The sequence below is a fragment of the Aureimonas sp. AU40 genome (genome assembly GCF_001463785.1).
Taxonomy (GTDB): domain Bacteria; phylum Pseudomonadota; class Alphaproteobacteria; order Rhizobiales; family Rhizobiaceae; genus Aureimonas.
The window spans coordinates 297,649-310,814 of record NZ_BBWL01000052.1; the positions used below are offsets into that span (position 1 = coordinate 297,649).

The 13,166-nt window shown below is 67.2% G+C and carries 13 protein-coding genes; 2 read left to right on the forward strand and 11 right to left on the reverse strand.

Annotation, left to right across the window (positions count from 1 at the left end; all coding sequences use genetic code 11):
- Positions 1-40 precede the first annotated feature (40 nt).
- Genes AUL32_RS20880 through AUL32_RS20890 form a run of 3 tightly spaced genes read right to left on the reverse strand, consistent with a single transcriptional unit; the run spans position 41 to position 2,972 of the window.
- Entirely contained in the window at positions 41-1,240 is a 1,200-nt protein-coding gene (locus AUL32_RS20880) for an ABC transporter substrate-binding protein (RefSeq protein ID WP_062119405.1), read from the reverse strand.
- A gap of 41 nt (positions 1,241-1,281) precedes the next feature.
- The gene (locus AUL32_RS20885) at positions 1,282-2,256 is read right to left on the reverse strand and encodes an alpha/beta hydrolase (RefSeq protein WP_062119408.1); all 975 of its coding nucleotides are present in this window, start codon (positions 2,254-2,256) and stop codon (positions 1,282-1,284) included.
- Entirely contained in the window at positions 2,253-2,972 is a 720-nt protein-coding gene (locus tag AUL32_RS20890; protein ID WP_082659929.1) for a GntR family transcriptional regulator, read from the reverse strand. The genes AUL32_RS20885 and AUL32_RS20890 overlap by 4 nt, the downstream gene beginning before the upstream one ends.
- A gap of 51 nt (positions 2,973-3,023) precedes the next feature.
- Between AUL32_RS20890 and AUL32_RS20895 the strand changes: the two genes are divergently transcribed.
- On the forward strand, positions 3,024-4,103 hold the full coding sequence (locus AUL32_RS20895) for an ABC transporter ATP-binding protein (protein ID WP_062119411.1): 1,080 nt from the start codon (positions 3,024-3,026) through the stop codon (positions 4,101-4,103).
- 212 nt (positions 4,104-4,315) lie between these two features.
- Positions 4,316-4,660: a DUF1476 domain-containing protein gene (locus AUL32_RS20900; protein WP_062119414.1), complete on the forward strand. Its 345-nt coding sequence runs from the start codon at positions 4,316-4,318 to the stop codon at positions 4,658-4,660.
- Positions 4,661-4,833: 173 nt separating this feature from the next.
- Here the strand turns inward: AUL32_RS20900 and AUL32_RS20905 are convergent, their stop codons facing one another.
- From AUL32_RS20905 to msuE, 8 genes are all read right to left on the reverse strand, one after another.
- The gene (locus AUL32_RS20905; RefSeq protein WP_062119416.1) at positions 4,834-6,081 is read right to left on the reverse strand and encodes an SfnB family sulfur acquisition oxidoreductase; all 1,248 of its coding nucleotides are present in this window, start codon (positions 6,079-6,081) and stop codon (positions 4,834-4,836) included.
- Positions 6,082-6,103: 22 nt separating this feature from the next.
- A complete protein-coding gene (locus AUL32_RS20910) occupies positions 6,104-6,913 on the reverse strand; it encodes an ABC transporter ATP-binding protein (RefSeq protein WP_062119418.1) in 810 nt (269 codons plus the stop codon).
- 65 nt (positions 6,914-6,978) lie between these two features.
- Positions 6,979-8,346 (reverse strand): ABC transporter substrate-binding protein, encoded by a 1,368-nt coding sequence (locus tag AUL32_RS20915; RefSeq protein ID WP_062119420.1) that lies wholly within the window; start codon positions 8,344-8,346, stop codon positions 6,979-6,981.
- Positions 8,347-8,418: 72 nt separating this feature from the next.
- A complete protein-coding gene (locus tag AUL32_RS20920; RefSeq protein ID WP_082659931.1) occupies positions 8,419-9,453 on the reverse strand; it encodes a branched-chain amino acid ABC transporter permease in 1,035 nt (344 codons plus the stop codon).
- Positions 9,454-9,457: 4 nt separating this feature from the next.
- Positions 9,458-10,357: a branched-chain amino acid ABC transporter permease gene (locus AUL32_RS20925; RefSeq protein WP_062119422.1), complete on the reverse strand. Its 900-nt coding sequence runs from the start codon at positions 10,355-10,357 to the stop codon at positions 9,458-9,460.
- Complete coding sequence (locus AUL32_RS20930; protein WP_082659932.1) at positions 10,357-11,229, reverse strand: ABC transporter ATP-binding protein; 873 nt, start codon at positions 11,227-11,229, stop codon at positions 10,357-10,359. The genes AUL32_RS20925 and AUL32_RS20930 overlap by 1 nt, the downstream gene beginning before the upstream one ends.
- A 36-nt stretch (positions 11,230-11,265) precedes the next feature.
- Positions 11,266-12,372: a dimethylsulfone monooxygenase SfnG gene (sfnG, locus tag AUL32_RS20935; protein ID WP_062119424.1), complete on the reverse strand. Its 1,107-nt coding sequence runs from the start codon at positions 12,370-12,372 to the stop codon at positions 11,266-11,268.
- A gap of 22 nt (positions 12,373-12,394) precedes the next feature.
- Positions 12,395-12,973 (reverse strand): FMN reductase, encoded by a 579-nt coding sequence (gene msuE, locus AUL32_RS20940; RefSeq protein WP_062119426.1) that lies wholly within the window; start codon positions 12,971-12,973, stop codon positions 12,395-12,397.
- Between the last annotated feature and the right edge of the window lie 193 nt (positions 12,974-13,166).

Sequence of the window (13,166 nt, forward strand, 5' to 3'; positions counted from 1 at the left end):
CCATCCCGGGCAGAACGTGTCCGCCCTGCCCGGATAGGCCCTAGTTCTGGAACAGCGCCTGCAGCTTCTTCATCATGTCGGCCGAGGAGATCTGGCCCGTCATCGCCTGCTGCATCGTCGCCTGCCATTCCGTGTTGACGAAGTCGGCGGTGGCGGACGACTGCGGCAGGACGGCCGCGAAGGGCAGTGAGGCGAGCGTGGCGTCGACGAAGCGCTTCTCGTGCCCGGTCCAGTTGGCCGAGCCCGTCTTCGTCACCGGCAGCTGGTTGGTCGCCTTGACGAACTCGACGTTGTTCTCCGGCTCGGCCAGGAATGAGACCCATTTCCAGGCCGCGTCCTTGGCCTCGGAATGGGCGAAGATCGCGAGCGACTCGTCGCCATAGGAGGTCCAGGCCTTGCCGTCGCAGGCCGGCACCGGCACGGCCGAGACCTTGTCGCCGAGCGCTGCCACCAGATCCTTGGACGAGCCGATATGGTGGATGGTCATCGCCGTCTTGCCCGACTTGAAGGCGCCGATGATCTCCTGGAACCCATCATTGGGCGAGGACGGGGGGATCGACTTGTCCACGGCGAACATGTCGATCAGCCACTGGTTGGCGGCGATCGCCTCCGGATTGTCGAGCCCGCCCGGCTTCAAGGCCGCGCCGCGCGAGAAGGTGAACGTGCCCCACTGGTCCCAGCCGCCCTTGCCGCCGCGAAAGCCGAAGCCGTAGGTGTCCGGCGCCTTGGTCAGCGTCTTGGCGGCGGTGCGGAACTCCTCGCAGGTCTTGGGCGGTTCGAGGCCGGCGGCCTGGAACAGGTCGGTGCGGTAGTAGAGATAGAGAACGACATATTGGATCGGCAGATAGTAGTTCTGCCCATCCGGCCCGGCATTCAGCGTCAGGAGATTGTCGAGAAGCTCGGCCTTGCCCGGCCAGGCCGCGATGCGCTCGCCCAGCGGCTCCAGCGCGCCCATTTCCAGAAGGCGCGGCTGGGCGAAGAGCTTCACCATGGCCGCGTCCGGCGCGTTGCCGCCGACCAGCGCGGTGTAGAGATTGTCGTAATAGCTGTTCCAGGGAACGTTCTCGGCCTCGACCGTAATGCCCGGATTGGCCGTCTGGAACTTCTCCACCAGCGCCGACATCGGATTTTCCGGATTGTCGAAATGGTACCAGAAGCGCACCGTCTCGGCCTCGGCCAGCGTGGTGCCCAGCGTGGTGAAAAGGGCGAGCGCGCCCGCCAGGGTCCTCAGTCTCGTCATGTTGGTTCCTCCCGTTCTTCTTATGGTCATCTTGGCCGTCGTCAGATCGCATTCACGAAAGCGGCGGCCCGCCCCAGGGCCTCCCGAGCCTGGGGCAGGTCGCGGCTCATCTGCAGGAAACCGTGCACGACGCCGGGCACGATCTCCGTCCGCTCGCTGCGGCCGAGCGAGGCGAGCCGGGCTTCGAAATTCAGCGTGTCGCTGAGCAGCGGATCGATGCCGGCGGCCATGAGATGGAGCGGCGGCAGGGTTGCCAAAGCCTCGTCGCTTGCCAGGAGCGGAGAGACCAGCGGGTCGCCACGCGCCGCCGGGTCGGCTAAGTAAAAATCCCAGTAGCGCTGCATCTTGCCCCGCGTCAGGCCCGGCCCGTCCGCGAAGCTCCGGTAGGACGGCGTCTCGAAATCGGCGGCATAGACGCCGTAGAACAGGAGCGCCGCATCCGCCCGGCCTCGTGCGCCCTGGTGCACGAGCGCGGAAACGCAGAGCCCGGCTCCCGCGCTGTCGCCCGCCAGGATCATCGGCCCCGGCTGCACGCCAAGGGCGGCGGTAGCCTCAAACGCGCCGCGCCAGGCGGCCACGACATCCATGAGCCCGGCGGGATAGGGATGCTCGGGGGCGAGACGATAGTCCGGCAGGATCACCGGACGCCCCGTTTCGGCGGCGAGAACCCGGGCGCAGCGCTCATGCGTCTCGGGGCTGCAGAAGGCGAAGCCGCCGCCATGCACGAAGAGGATCGCACCCGCTTTCGCCTCGGGCGGCACCAGCACGAGAAGCCGCACCTCTGCCGAGCCGAGCGCCGGGTCGGCCGGGACATGGGCGGTGCCGACGCGGGCCATCTCGGGCAGATCGACATTCCAGCGTCGGTTGCCCGCTTCCGCCAGCTGGCGCCCCTCGGCGGCGGGCAGCAGCGTCGGGTCGGGCTGCGGCCCGTCTTCGGCAAGGACGCGCGCGGCGAGCGCCGCCATTTCGGGAGCAAGGTCGGTGGAAAAGGGGGCGGGGCTGCGGGCGTGGCTCATTGGACGTGATCCGGAAAGACGTTCGGGCCAAAATCCACGATCGTCGCGATATGGTGGAACAGGGCGGCGGAAGCGGCGCCGAGGTCTCGCGCCTCGATGGCGGCGACGATCGGCTCGTGGCGCCGGGCGGTCTGGGCAAGGTCGCGCGCCTGCGTCGAGCGCGAGATCTTGTAGCGATGATTGTGGATGAGGCAGCGGCGCAGGATTGGGTCCAGCGCCGGCAGGCCGGCATCGGCGAAGATGCGGCCGTGGAACTCGCGGTCGATCGAGGCGAGCTCCAACTCGTCTTCCCGCTCGGCCGCGCGGGTCATGTCGGCGAGCATGGCCTTGAGATCGGAAACCAGCGTGCGGCTGGGATGGCGCAGCACATGGACGATGCCGCGGCATTCGATGGACTGGCGGATGCGGAACAGCTCCACCGCCTCTTCCAGCGTGCAGTCGGAGACCTGCGTGCCGCGATAGCCGTTGCGCAGCACCAGCCCTTCGTCCTGCAGCTGCAGCAGCGCCTCGCGCACCGTGCCCTGGCTGCAGCCGAAGCGGGTGGCCAGTTCCAGTTCGACTAGCGCCTGGCCCGGCCGGAGCTCGCCCAGCATGATCTCGCGCTTCAGCGAGGTGAAGGCGGCAGCGGACTTGCCGGACGCCGCGCGCCTGCCACCCGTCCTTTGCCGATCTTCCCCGCCCCGCGCTTCTTCCACAACGATCTCCTTGCTCTTCATTATCGATATCATTATTGATAATTGGAGATCAAGGGGTCTGGGAGGAACTCGATGTCGGCCATTGCCTTGAAGGCGATCCGCAAGGACTACGGTGCGGTGAACGTGATCCGGCGCGTGGATCTCGAGATCGCCAGCGGCGAATTCATCGTGCTGGTCGGCCCGTCCGGCTGCGGCAAGTCCACGCTTCTGCGCATGATCGCCGGGCTGGAGGAGATCAGCGCCGGCGAATTGTTCATCGGCGGGCGCTCCGTCGGCCAGCTGCCGCCGGCCGAGCGCAACATCGCCATGGTGTTTCAGGACTACGCGCTCTACCCGCATATGTCGGTGGAGGAGAACATGGCCTTCGGCCTGAAGATGCGCGACGGCGACCCCGCCGCCATCGACGGCAAGGTGAAGAACGCCTCCGCCATCCTGAAGCTCGACCCGTTTCTGGACCGGCGCCCCGCGCAGCTATCGGGCGGCCAGCGCCAGCGCGTCGCCATGGGCCGGGCCATCGTGCGCGATCCCGACGCCTTCCTGTTCGACGAGCCCTTGTCCAATCTCGACGCCGCCTTGCGCGTCGAGATGCGGCTCGAAATCGCCAAGCTGCACCGGCGCATTCGCGCGACCACGGTCTATGTCACGCACGATCAGGTCGAGGCGATGACCCTGGCGGACCGGATCGTGGTGATGAACGGCGGCCATATGGAACAGGTCGGCGCGCCGCTCCACCTCTACCAGCGACCGCAGACCCTGTTCGTCGCCAAGTTCATCGGCAGCCCGACCATGAACACGCTGGACTGCGAAATCCTCGGCAGCGACGCGCTGGAGCTGCGCCTGCGCCTGCCCGCGCGCGAGATCAGCCTGCCGCCCTTGGCGTCCGCCGCCGGCTCGAGGCAGGTCACGCTCGGCATCCGGCCGGAAGACCTCGAAATCGGCACGCCGGAGGCCGCTTGGTTCACGGGCGAGCTTTCGGTGGTGGAGCGCCTGGGCAGCCAGACCTTCGGCTATCTCGACATCGGCGAGGAGCGCATGGTCACGGTGGAATTCCCCCGAACCAGCCCCGTTCGCGTCGGGGAGCGCTTGTCCGTCGCCGGGCGCGCCGACCATGCCCATCTCTTCGCCAAGGAGGATGGACGTCGCCTCAACTGAAGGACGATGCCCACAATTCAGAGCTCGGCTCTTGGCTCGATCGTCGCCCCGGCTGGACCAAGCCTGTGCCGCTTCGGTTCAACGGTCGTCGCTTACAGATGAACTTGTGTGCCGCGGGGCCCTTGAGCGGACTTCGCCGTCGCCTAATCTCTCCAGCGTCGATGCCTCGTGGCCCGTGCGTCCCGGACCCGGTCGGCCAGGAGGAGGAAAAGATGAGCATTTTTCCGGATCGCGAAGCGGCTTTCGAGCAGAAATTCGTCCATGACGAGGAGGTCGCGTTTCTGGTCCGGATGGCGCGCGAGCGCCGCTTCGGTCTTTGGGCCGCCGGGCGGATGGGGCAGGACGAGGAAGCGGCCGCCGCCTATGCGCGGTCGCTCGTGAAGGGCGCTCTCGACGGAAAGACGGATGCCGAACTTCTTGCACAAGTCCAACGCGATCTGGCGGCGCGCGGCGTGTCTGCCTCCCCCGCCGAGTTGCAACAGGCCATGCTGCAGGCGGAAGCCGGCGCCCGGACACAAGTGATGGGCGCCGATCCGAGCGCGCTCGATCGGCGGTGAAAGCCGGCCCGGATTGACCGGGCCACATCAGGTCTTTCGGCGAGCGTTGCCAAAGGCCGTATCCTCCGAGGTGACGGCGCGGTTAGCCGTCTCTCGCTCTCCTAAAAGCGATGACGCGTCGGCCGGCGGCCCCCTACCGCCGGACCGCGTCACCGCCTTTGCTTGCGCCCCGCTCAGCTCCAGGCGTGAAGCGGCGGGTTGACGCCGTTCAGGGCGTGATTGCCGAGGATCGCGACCTTCCAGCGCACAGGGTCGTGCAACGTGTGGGTGCGGGCGTTGCGCCAATGCCGATCGAGATTGTGCTCGGCAAGCGTGGAGCGGGTGCCGGCAAGCTCGAACAGCTTGTTGGTCGCCTCGATCGCGATCTCGGTGGACAGGATCTTGGCCTCGGCCACGGCGATCTGCGCGGCAGCCACGCTCTCGGCGGAGGGGGCGGCGACAGCTCGGTCCACCGCCTCCCCGGCGAGATGCTGCAGCGCCTGCGCGGCGTGGAGCTGAAGCGTCAGGCGGCCGACCGCCTGGATCGTATAGGGATCGTCCGACGCGCGCTCCAGCCCGGAATCCACCCAGGCGCGCGACTTGGTGCGCACGAAGTCGATCGTATCCTCGATCGCCGCGCGAGCAATGCCGGTGTCCACGGCGACCTGGATGATCTGGAAGATTGCGCCATCGACTGTCGGCACCTCGTAGCCCTTGTAGCCAGGCACGAGATGGGTCTTGGGCACTTTCACATGGTCGACGAGAACGGTGCCCGACAGCGTCGTGCGCTGGCCGAAGGCGGACCAGTCGTCGATCACGGTGAGCCCTTCGGCGTTGCGGTCTGCGATCGCGTACCAGGCGCGGCCTTCCTCGTCCAAGGCGACGATCGGCACGAAATGGGCGAGCAGCGCGCCGCTGGAATAGAACTTGCGACCGGTGACGACGACATGATCGCCGGCATCGGTGAACTTCGTCTCGAAATCGGCGGCGCGCTTGGAGCCGAACTCGGAGAAGGCGTTGCCGAAGCGCACGCCCCGCAGAACCTCGGCAAACAGAAGCGCCTTCTGCGCTTCGTCGGACACCGTGCGGATGGCCGCCACCACGCCGAGATGGTTCTGCGTGATCTGGCCGATGGATGGGTCGGCGGCCGAGACGATCTCGATCACCTTGGCGAGCGTGGCGTAGGAGACCTCCGGTCCGCCATAAGCCTTCGGCACGTTGATCGACCAGAGGCCGGACTGGGAATAGGCGTCGAGCTCCTCGACCGGCCAGATACGCTCGGCATCGCGCCGCGCCGCGCCAGGGCGGATGCGATCGGCGATTGCGGTCGCGACCGCGATCGCCTCGGCGTCGTCGGCGATGACATGCGCGGGCGCGGAGGGGCGCGGCAGGCCGGGAACGGCCTTGGCGGCGGCTTCGATCTTCTGACCAGCAATCGTCATGACGAACTCTCCTGTTGGGTTTTCAGTGAAGGGAATGGGCGGTCGCGGCAGGGACAATGACGGGCCGGGGCGTCGGCGCGAGGCCGAGATAGAAGGCGCTGATGTCGCCTCGCGCCTTCAGCTCCTCGGCCGGGCCAGCAAGGACGCAGAGGCCGTTCTCGATCACGACGGCTCGGCTCGCGTGGTGAAGCGCCACGGCCGCGTTCTGCTCGGCGACGAGGATCGACAGGCCCTCGCGGCGATTAAGGTCCGCCAGCGTCGCGAAGATCGTCTGCGTGATCTGGGGCGCGAGGCCCATCGAGGGCTCGTCCAGCACCAGAAGGCGTGGTCGGCCCATCAAGGCGCGCCCGATCGCCACCATCTGCTGCTCGCCGCCCGAAACCAGCCCGGCCGCCAGACGCCGCTTCGGAACGAGGCGGGGAAAGAAGGCGTAGACGCGCTCGAGATCCTGCGCGGCCTCGCGCCGGCTGGAGCCGCGCCCGAGCGCGCCCGTCAGCAAATTCTCCTCGACGCTCAGCGACTTGAAGCAATGGCGCCCCTCCAGAACCGGCACGAGGCCGCGACGAACGAGTTCGCCGGGGCCTAGCGCGGCGACGTCCTCACCCTCGAAGCGGATATGGCCGCGCGTGAGGCGCCCGCGTTCGGCCTTGAGAAGCCGCGAGACGGCCTTGAGAACCGTCGACTTGCCGGCGCCGTTGGAGCCGAGAAGCGCGACGATCTCGCCCGTTCGGACGGTGAGCGAGACACCGGACAAGGCAAGGATCGCCTCGTTGTAGACGGCATGCACCGAGACGATGTCGAGAAGAAGCGGGCTGGAATCGAGAGCGGACATGACGGGCCTATCCGAAGGACGGGGGAGGAGCCGCTGGAGGCTTCCTCCATCGGCGGAAAGGCGCCTTACTGCGCGGCGGCCTGCTTGCCCGAGGCGACCTTCTCGGCATCCTCGGCGGTGCGCAGCGGAATGCCCTTTTCCCTAGCGTAGGCTTCGGCCGATTTCTCGATGATCGGGCGCAGCAGCGCCCAGTCCGGCGCGATCCAGTCGGACACGACGTTCCACTTCTGCCCGTCCCATTGCTGGAAGGTCACGCGGCCCTCGCCCTCGTGATTGTCCCAGGTGACGTTGATCGAGTGGAACAGGTCCTTGGCGCCCAGCGCCTCGACGCGGGCGGGGTCGAGCCGGAGATGCTCGAAGCCCCAGCGCACCTCGTCGCCGCTCAGCGTGCGCTTGCCGAACTTGTCCTGCGCGATGCGGATCGCCTCGACGTTCAGGATGCCGTTGACGATGCCGAGATTGTGGTAGACCGAGCCGATGCGGCTCTCGTCCGACAGATTGCCCTGGCCCTTGTCGTAGAGCGTCTTGATGATCTCCTGCACCACGGGATAGCTGTTGCCCGAGGCCTGGGTGGTGATCGCGGTGTAGCCCTTGGCGGCGTCGCCCGCCGGCTTCACGTCCTCCTCCGAATTGGACCAGACGTTGCCGACGATATGGTCCGCCGGGAAGCCCGTCTTCTGCGCGGTCTTCAGCGCCACGGGGTTCATCACACCCCAGCCGCGCAGAACGACATAATCCGGCTTGGCGCGGCGGATCGTCAGCCACTGCGCCTGCTGCTCGTTGCCGGGATGGGGCACCTCGATCTGCTGCACGGTGAAGCCGTATTTCTCGGCCAAGAGCTCGTAGATCGGGATCGTCTCCTTGCCGTAGGGCGAGCCGTGATAGAGCACCACGAGCTTCTTGCCCTTCAGCTTCTCCAGCCCGCCCTCCTTGGCGGCGATGTAGTTCACGATGCCCGACGTCTCGCTATAGGGGTTGAGCAGCAGCGGGAAGACATAGGGGAAGACGCGGCCGTCGGTGGAGTCCGTGCGGCCGTGGTTGATGGTGACGAGCGGCACCTTGTCCTGCGTGATCCGGTCGATCATGGCATAGGCGATGCCGACCGAAAGCGGGTTCCAGGCGGCGATGTCGGGATGGGTCTTCAGGCGCTCGTAGACCTCGACCCCCTTCTCCACCTCGTATTGCGTCTCGCCCTCGCTCCAGGTCAGCTTGACGCCGTTGACCCCGCCGTCGCGCGTGTTGATGAGGTTGAGATAGTCGATGAACCCGCCGAAGAAGCCGGTGCCGCCGGCGGCATAGGGGCCGACGCGGTAGCTCTGGAGCGGGAAGTACTGTTCGTCGGCACGGGCCCCGTGGGCGCCGGCAAGACCCAGCGCGGCAAGGCCGAGGGCTGTCGAGAGGGCGGCGGATCGAAGAAGCGAAAGCGGTTTCATCGGGCAGACTCCGGGCGTTTGTCGAAGCGCCGTGCGGTTCGACATCGTTGTGGTGGGAAAGGGCGGCCGCGTTCAGCGCTGGGGCAGGAGCCGGCGCTTCAGGCGGTCGAACAGGGCGGCGAGGCCGTCTGGTTCGCGGATCAGGAAGAGGATGATGAGGGCGCCGAGGATCATGCGCTGCGTCATCTCGATGGCGCCGCTGTCGAACACGGAGCCCAACAACGCCTGTCCGGCGCGGGACAGAAGCAGCGGAAAGACCACGATCAGCGCCGCGCCGAGAAAAGCGCCGCGAAGCGTCGCGAGCCCACCGATGATGACGATGAACAGGATCTGGAACGACCGGTCGAGATTGAAGCCGTGCGGCTCGACGGTCCTGAGATAGGCGAAGGCCCAGAGCGCCCCGGCGACGCCGATCACGAAGGAGGACAGGGCGAAGGCCAGAAGCTTGGTGCGCAGCACAGGCACGCCGATGATGCGCGCCGCCGTCTCGTTGTCGCGCACCGCGACGAAGTCGCGACCGATCGGCGAGCGCACCAGCCGGTGGGCGAGATAGGTCAGGCCGGCGACCAGCGTGAGCGCGAAGAGGTAGCGCTCGGCGGGCGAAGCGAAGGTGAAGCCGGCGATGCGCAGCGGCGGGGCGTCGATCACGCCGGACGGGCTGTCGTTGGAGAACCAGCCGAACTTGGTGAGCGCCCAGGTGACGAAGAACTGCGCGGCAAGCGTCGAGACGGCGAGATAGAAGCCGCGAAGGCGCAGGCTCGGCAGACCGAAGACGAGACCCACGGCCGCCGCGCAGACGCCCGCGAGCGCGATCGAAGCGAGAAGCGGCAGACCGGGCAGGCGCAGCTCCAGATTGAAGGCGGCGAAAGCGCCGACCGCCATGAAGGCCGCCGAGCCGAGCGAGAGCTGGCCGGCATAGCCGGTCAGGAGGTTGAGCCCCAGCGCGGCGAGGCTGAGCGCCAGAAAGGGGGTCAGCAGCGCGTCGAAGAGATAGTCCGTACCGACGAGCGGTACGATGCCGTAGGCGAGGGCGAGAAGCGCGAGGATCGCCGTAGGGGCCGGCAGGCGGGGTCGGACCGCGGGCCGGTCGAGCGGGATGGTGGACATAGCTTCAGACCCTCTCGACCACGGACTTGCCGAACAGGCCGCCCGGACGAACCAACAGGAAGGCCAGCGCCACGACATAGGCGAACCAGCTCTCGATACCGCCGCCGAACATTTCGCCGAGATAGACCTCGGCCAGCTTTTCGCCCGCGCCGATCAGAAGGCCGCCAACGATGGCGCCGAGGATCGAGTCGAAGCCGCCGAGCACCAGAACGGGCAGGGCCTTGAGAACCACGAGCGACAGCGAGAACTGGACGCCCAGCCGCGCGCCCCAGAGAAGACCGGCGACCAGGGCGACGACGCCCGCCGCCGTCCACACGCTGGCCCAGATCACCGGCAGGCGCAGGCCGACTGCAAGGGCGGCGTATTGATCGTCCGCGACGGCGCGAAAGCCGAGCCCGACGCGCGTCCAACGGAAGAAGGCGATGAGGCCCACCACCAGAAGGCCGGCGGTGGCGGCGGCGAACAGGTCGAACTGCGAGACGAAGACGCCGCCGACATCGAAGGGCAGATCCTCGATGCCGAGATCCAGCGCATGGACCTGCGTGCCCCAGAGAAGCTGCGCCGCGCCCTCGATGACATAGGCAAGGCCGAGCGTCGCCATGAACAGGGTGATGGGCGGACGGTTGGTGAGGGGCCTTAGCACCGCCCGCTCGATGGCAAGGCCCAGCACGGCCATGACCAGGAGCGTGGCATTGAGGGCCAGCACGAAGGGAAGGCCGCGCTCGACAAGGCTGACGAAGGTCAGCGCCGCGAAGAGCAGCATCGCACCTTGCGCGAAGTTGAGGACGCCCGAGGTCTTGTAAATCAGGACGAAGCCGATCGCGACCAGCGAGTACATGACGCCGGCGAGGAGCCCGCCGACGAGAACCTCGGTGAAGAAGAGCCAGTCGAACCCCTCGGCCATCACGCCGCCTCCGCCGGGACCGTGCCGAGATAGGCGGCGATCACGGCGGGGTCGGCGGACACCTCCGCCGGCGTGCCGTCGGCGATCTTGCGTCCGTAGTCGAGCACGGCGACATGGTCGGACAGGCCCATGACGATGCCGATATCATGCTCGATCAGCACCACCGTTGTGCCCAGCCGATCGCGCGCCTCACGCACGAAGCCCGCCATTTCGATCTTCTCTCCCGCCGTCATGCCGGCCATCGGCTCGTCGAGCAGCAGGACACGCGGGCGCGCCACCAAGGCGCGGGCGAGTTCCACCCGCTTCTGCAGCCCGTAAGGCAGGCCGCCGGCCAGCCGATCGGCGTGAGCCGACAGGTGAAGCTGGGCCAGCACCTCCTCCACCTCCGCGCCGTCCCGCGCCCGCTCCCGGCGCGCGCCGGGCGAACCGAGGACATGGCCGAACCAAGTCGCGCGGCGCCGATGGGTGAGGCCCGCCGCCACGTTGTCGCGAACCGACAGGCCGCGAAACAGGGCAAGATTCTGGAAGGTGCGGGCGATGCCGAGCGACGCGAGGCGACTGGCCCGCACGCTGGACACGCTGCGATCGCCGATCCGGATTTGACCCCGGTCGGGCCGGTAGAGGCCGCTCAGCACATTGACCAGCGAACTCTTGCCGGCGCCGTTCGGGCCGATGATGGCACGGATCTCGCCCGGCCGGACAGTGAGGTCGATATCACTCAGCGCCGCGACGCCGCCAAAGGAGAGCGACACGCCCGACAGCGCCAGCGCGGTTTCGCTCGACATGGCGCGATCGGTTTGTGCCGGTGCTGGCCGGATCGGGCGGATCGGCGCGCGCGAGGTCGGCAGGGCTTCCAGGGGGAAGACCGTCATCTCGTCATCTCCTGATGGCGTCTGGGATTGGGCGCGCTATTCCGCCGCGAGCCGCTGCGTGTCGCCCTCTGCTTCCAGCTCGCGAACCAGCGGCAGAACGGTGCGACCGAAGGCTTCGACCTCTTCCTGGAAATGAAGAAAGCCGAGCAGGACGAGATCGGCGCCCGCCCGCTTCAGCGCCACGATGCGCTCGGCGACCTGAAGCGGCGTCCCGATCAGGTTGGTGCGGAAGCCGTCATTGTACTGGACGAGATCCTCGAAGCTCGATTTGGCCCAGTTGCCTTCGCCTTCCGGGGAGGCCTTGCCGGCATTCTTCACCTCGTGGCCGAAGGCCTTGACCGCGTCCGGGTTAGCCTTGGCGACGATCTCGTCGCGCACGGCGAAGGCTTCCTCCTGCGTGTCGCGCACGATGGCGAAGGCGTTGATGCCGATCTTGACCGACCGCCCGTGCTCGGCCGCCTTGGTGCGGATGTCCTCGACCTGGGCCGCGAGGCCCTCAGGCGTGTTTCCGTTGGTGAAGTACCAGTCCGACACGCGGGCAGCCATGTCGCGCGCGGCACGCGAGGACCCGCCCTGGAAGATTTCGGGTTGCGGATCGACCGGCTTGGGCTTCAGCGAATAGTCGTTGAAGCGGTAGAAGTCGCCCCGGAAGGTGAAGGCGTCCTCGCTCCAGATTCCGCGCAGTGAGCGGATGAATTCCTCCGAGCGGCGATAGCGCTCGTCATGGTCGAGCCAGTGCTCGCCGATGGCGTGGAACTCGCCCCGGAACCAACCCGATACGATATTGACCGCGATGCGCCCGCCGCTGAGCACGCTGATGGTCGCAAGCTGCTTGGCCGCCAAGGCCGGGTTCCACGGCCCCGGGAGGATGGCGGCGATAACCTTGAGGCTGGTGGTCGAGGCCAGAAGATCCTGGCTGAAGGACACGCTCTCGTGCTGCTCGTCCGCGCCGTAGCCGGCGGTGAAGCGAATCTGGCTCAGCGCATAATCGAAGCCCGCGCGTTCGGCGATCTGCGCCAGTTCGCGATTGTATTGGGGATGATGGCTGGTGCGCTGCTCGATATTCGAGATCACCAGGCCACCGGAGACGTTCGGCACCCAATAGGCGAATTTCAGCGCGTGATTCTCGGTCGGTTCGGACATGGGTTTCCTCCTGAAGGATGGGTCAGCGGTGAAGAGCGACGGCGACCGGCTGTGCCGCGCGGGCCGGCGTGCCGGTCAGAAACAGGGCGGCCTCCTGCGCCGCGCGCTCGATCCGCGCGGCGATGGCCGGGCTGTTCAGCCGGTAATCGGTGAAATCGGCCTCCACGGCATAGAGCGTGGTCGGCAGGGTGAGCGCGCGGAAGAAGGACAGGAGCGGCCGAAGCTGGTGGTCGGTGACGAGCCCGTGCAACGGACTGCCGCCCGTGGCGGCGAGGATCGCCGGCTTGCCGGCCAGCGCGTTGAAATCCACAAGATCGAACAGGTGCTTCAGCGCGCCGGTGTAGGATGCGCGGTAGACCGGCGAGCCGACCACAAGCAGATCGGCCGTCTCGACCCGGCGCAGGATCGCCTCGCCCTTCTCGCCCACGGTCGCGCGGGTCAGTGCCGTGAGAATATGCGGCGCGGCGTCTGCCAGCTCGACGAGGTCGCCTTCTCCCCCGGTCAGCTCGGCGAGCCGCTCGACAACGCTGGCCACCAGAGCGGCGGTGCGCGAGGGCTGCGTGACATTGCCGGAAAGGCCGAGAATTCGAAGGGGAGCCATGCGCTTCGGTGTCCGATCGTGACGATACGGACCGGAGCATAAGTCCTATCTATCCATAGGTGAGATAGATTATTTTCTTTTGCGCGGCCCTGGGAGAAAATTCGTCGGCGCGCTTTCGCCCCTCAATTAGGGCCGGGACATGACCTGCGGGTGAAGGGATAGGCGAAGGGATTGTGCTGGAGAAAAACCAAGC

What these genes read in the sequence shown, in the direction of transcription:
- AUL32_RS20920 (WP_082659931.1), bottom strand. Translation starts at nt 9,453, where the DNA reads ATGTCCACCATCCCGCTCGACCGGCCCGCGGTCCGACCCCGCCTGCCG.
- AUL32_RS20880 (WP_062119405.1), bottom strand. Translation starts at nt 1,240, where the DNA reads ATGACGAGACTGAGGACCCTGGCGGGCGCGCTCGCCCTTTTCACCACG.
- AUL32_RS20915 (WP_062119420.1), bottom strand. Translation starts at nt 8,346, where the DNA reads ATGAAACCGCTTTCGCTTCTTCGATCCGCCGCCCTCTCGACAGCCCTC.
- msuE (WP_062119426.1), bottom strand. Translation starts at nt 12,973, where the DNA reads ATGGCTCCCCTTCGAATTCTCGGCCTTTCCGGCAATGTCACGCAGCCC.
- AUL32_RS20905 (WP_062119416.1), bottom strand. Translation starts at nt 6,081, where the DNA reads ATGACGATTGCTGGTCAGAAGATCGAAGCCGCCGCCAAGGCCGTTCCC.
- AUL32_RS20925 (WP_062119422.1), bottom strand. Translation starts at nt 10,357, where the DNA reads ATGGCCGAGGGGTTCGACTGGCTCTTCTTCACCGAGGTTCTCGTCGGC.
- AUL32_RS20895 (WP_062119411.1), top strand. Translation starts at nt 3,024, where the DNA reads ATGTCGGCCATTGCCTTGAAGGCGATCCGCAAGGACTACGGTGCGGTG.
- AUL32_RS20890 (WP_082659929.1), bottom strand. Translation starts at nt 2,972, where the DNA reads ATGAAGAGCAAGGAGATCGTTGTGGAAGAAGCGCGGGGCGGGGAAGAT.
- AUL32_RS20930 (WP_082659932.1), bottom strand. Translation starts at nt 11,229, where the DNA reads ATGACGGTCTTCCCCCTGGAAGCCCTGCCGACCTCGCGCGCGCCGATC.
- AUL32_RS20900 (WP_062119414.1), top strand. Translation starts at nt 4,316, where the DNA reads ATGAGCATTTTTCCGGATCGCGAAGCGGCTTTCGAGCAGAAATTCGTC.
- AUL32_RS20910 (WP_062119418.1), bottom strand. Translation starts at nt 6,913, where the DNA reads ATGTCCGCTCTCGATTCCAGCCCGCTTCTTCTCGACATCGTCTCGGTG.
- sfnG (WP_062119424.1), bottom strand. Translation starts at nt 12,372, where the DNA reads ATGTCCGAACCGACCGAGAATCACGCGCTGAAATTCGCCTATTGGGTG.
- AUL32_RS20885 (WP_062119408.1), bottom strand. Translation starts at nt 2,256, where the DNA reads ATGAGCCACGCCCGCAGCCCCGCCCCCTTTTCCACCGACCTTGCTCCC.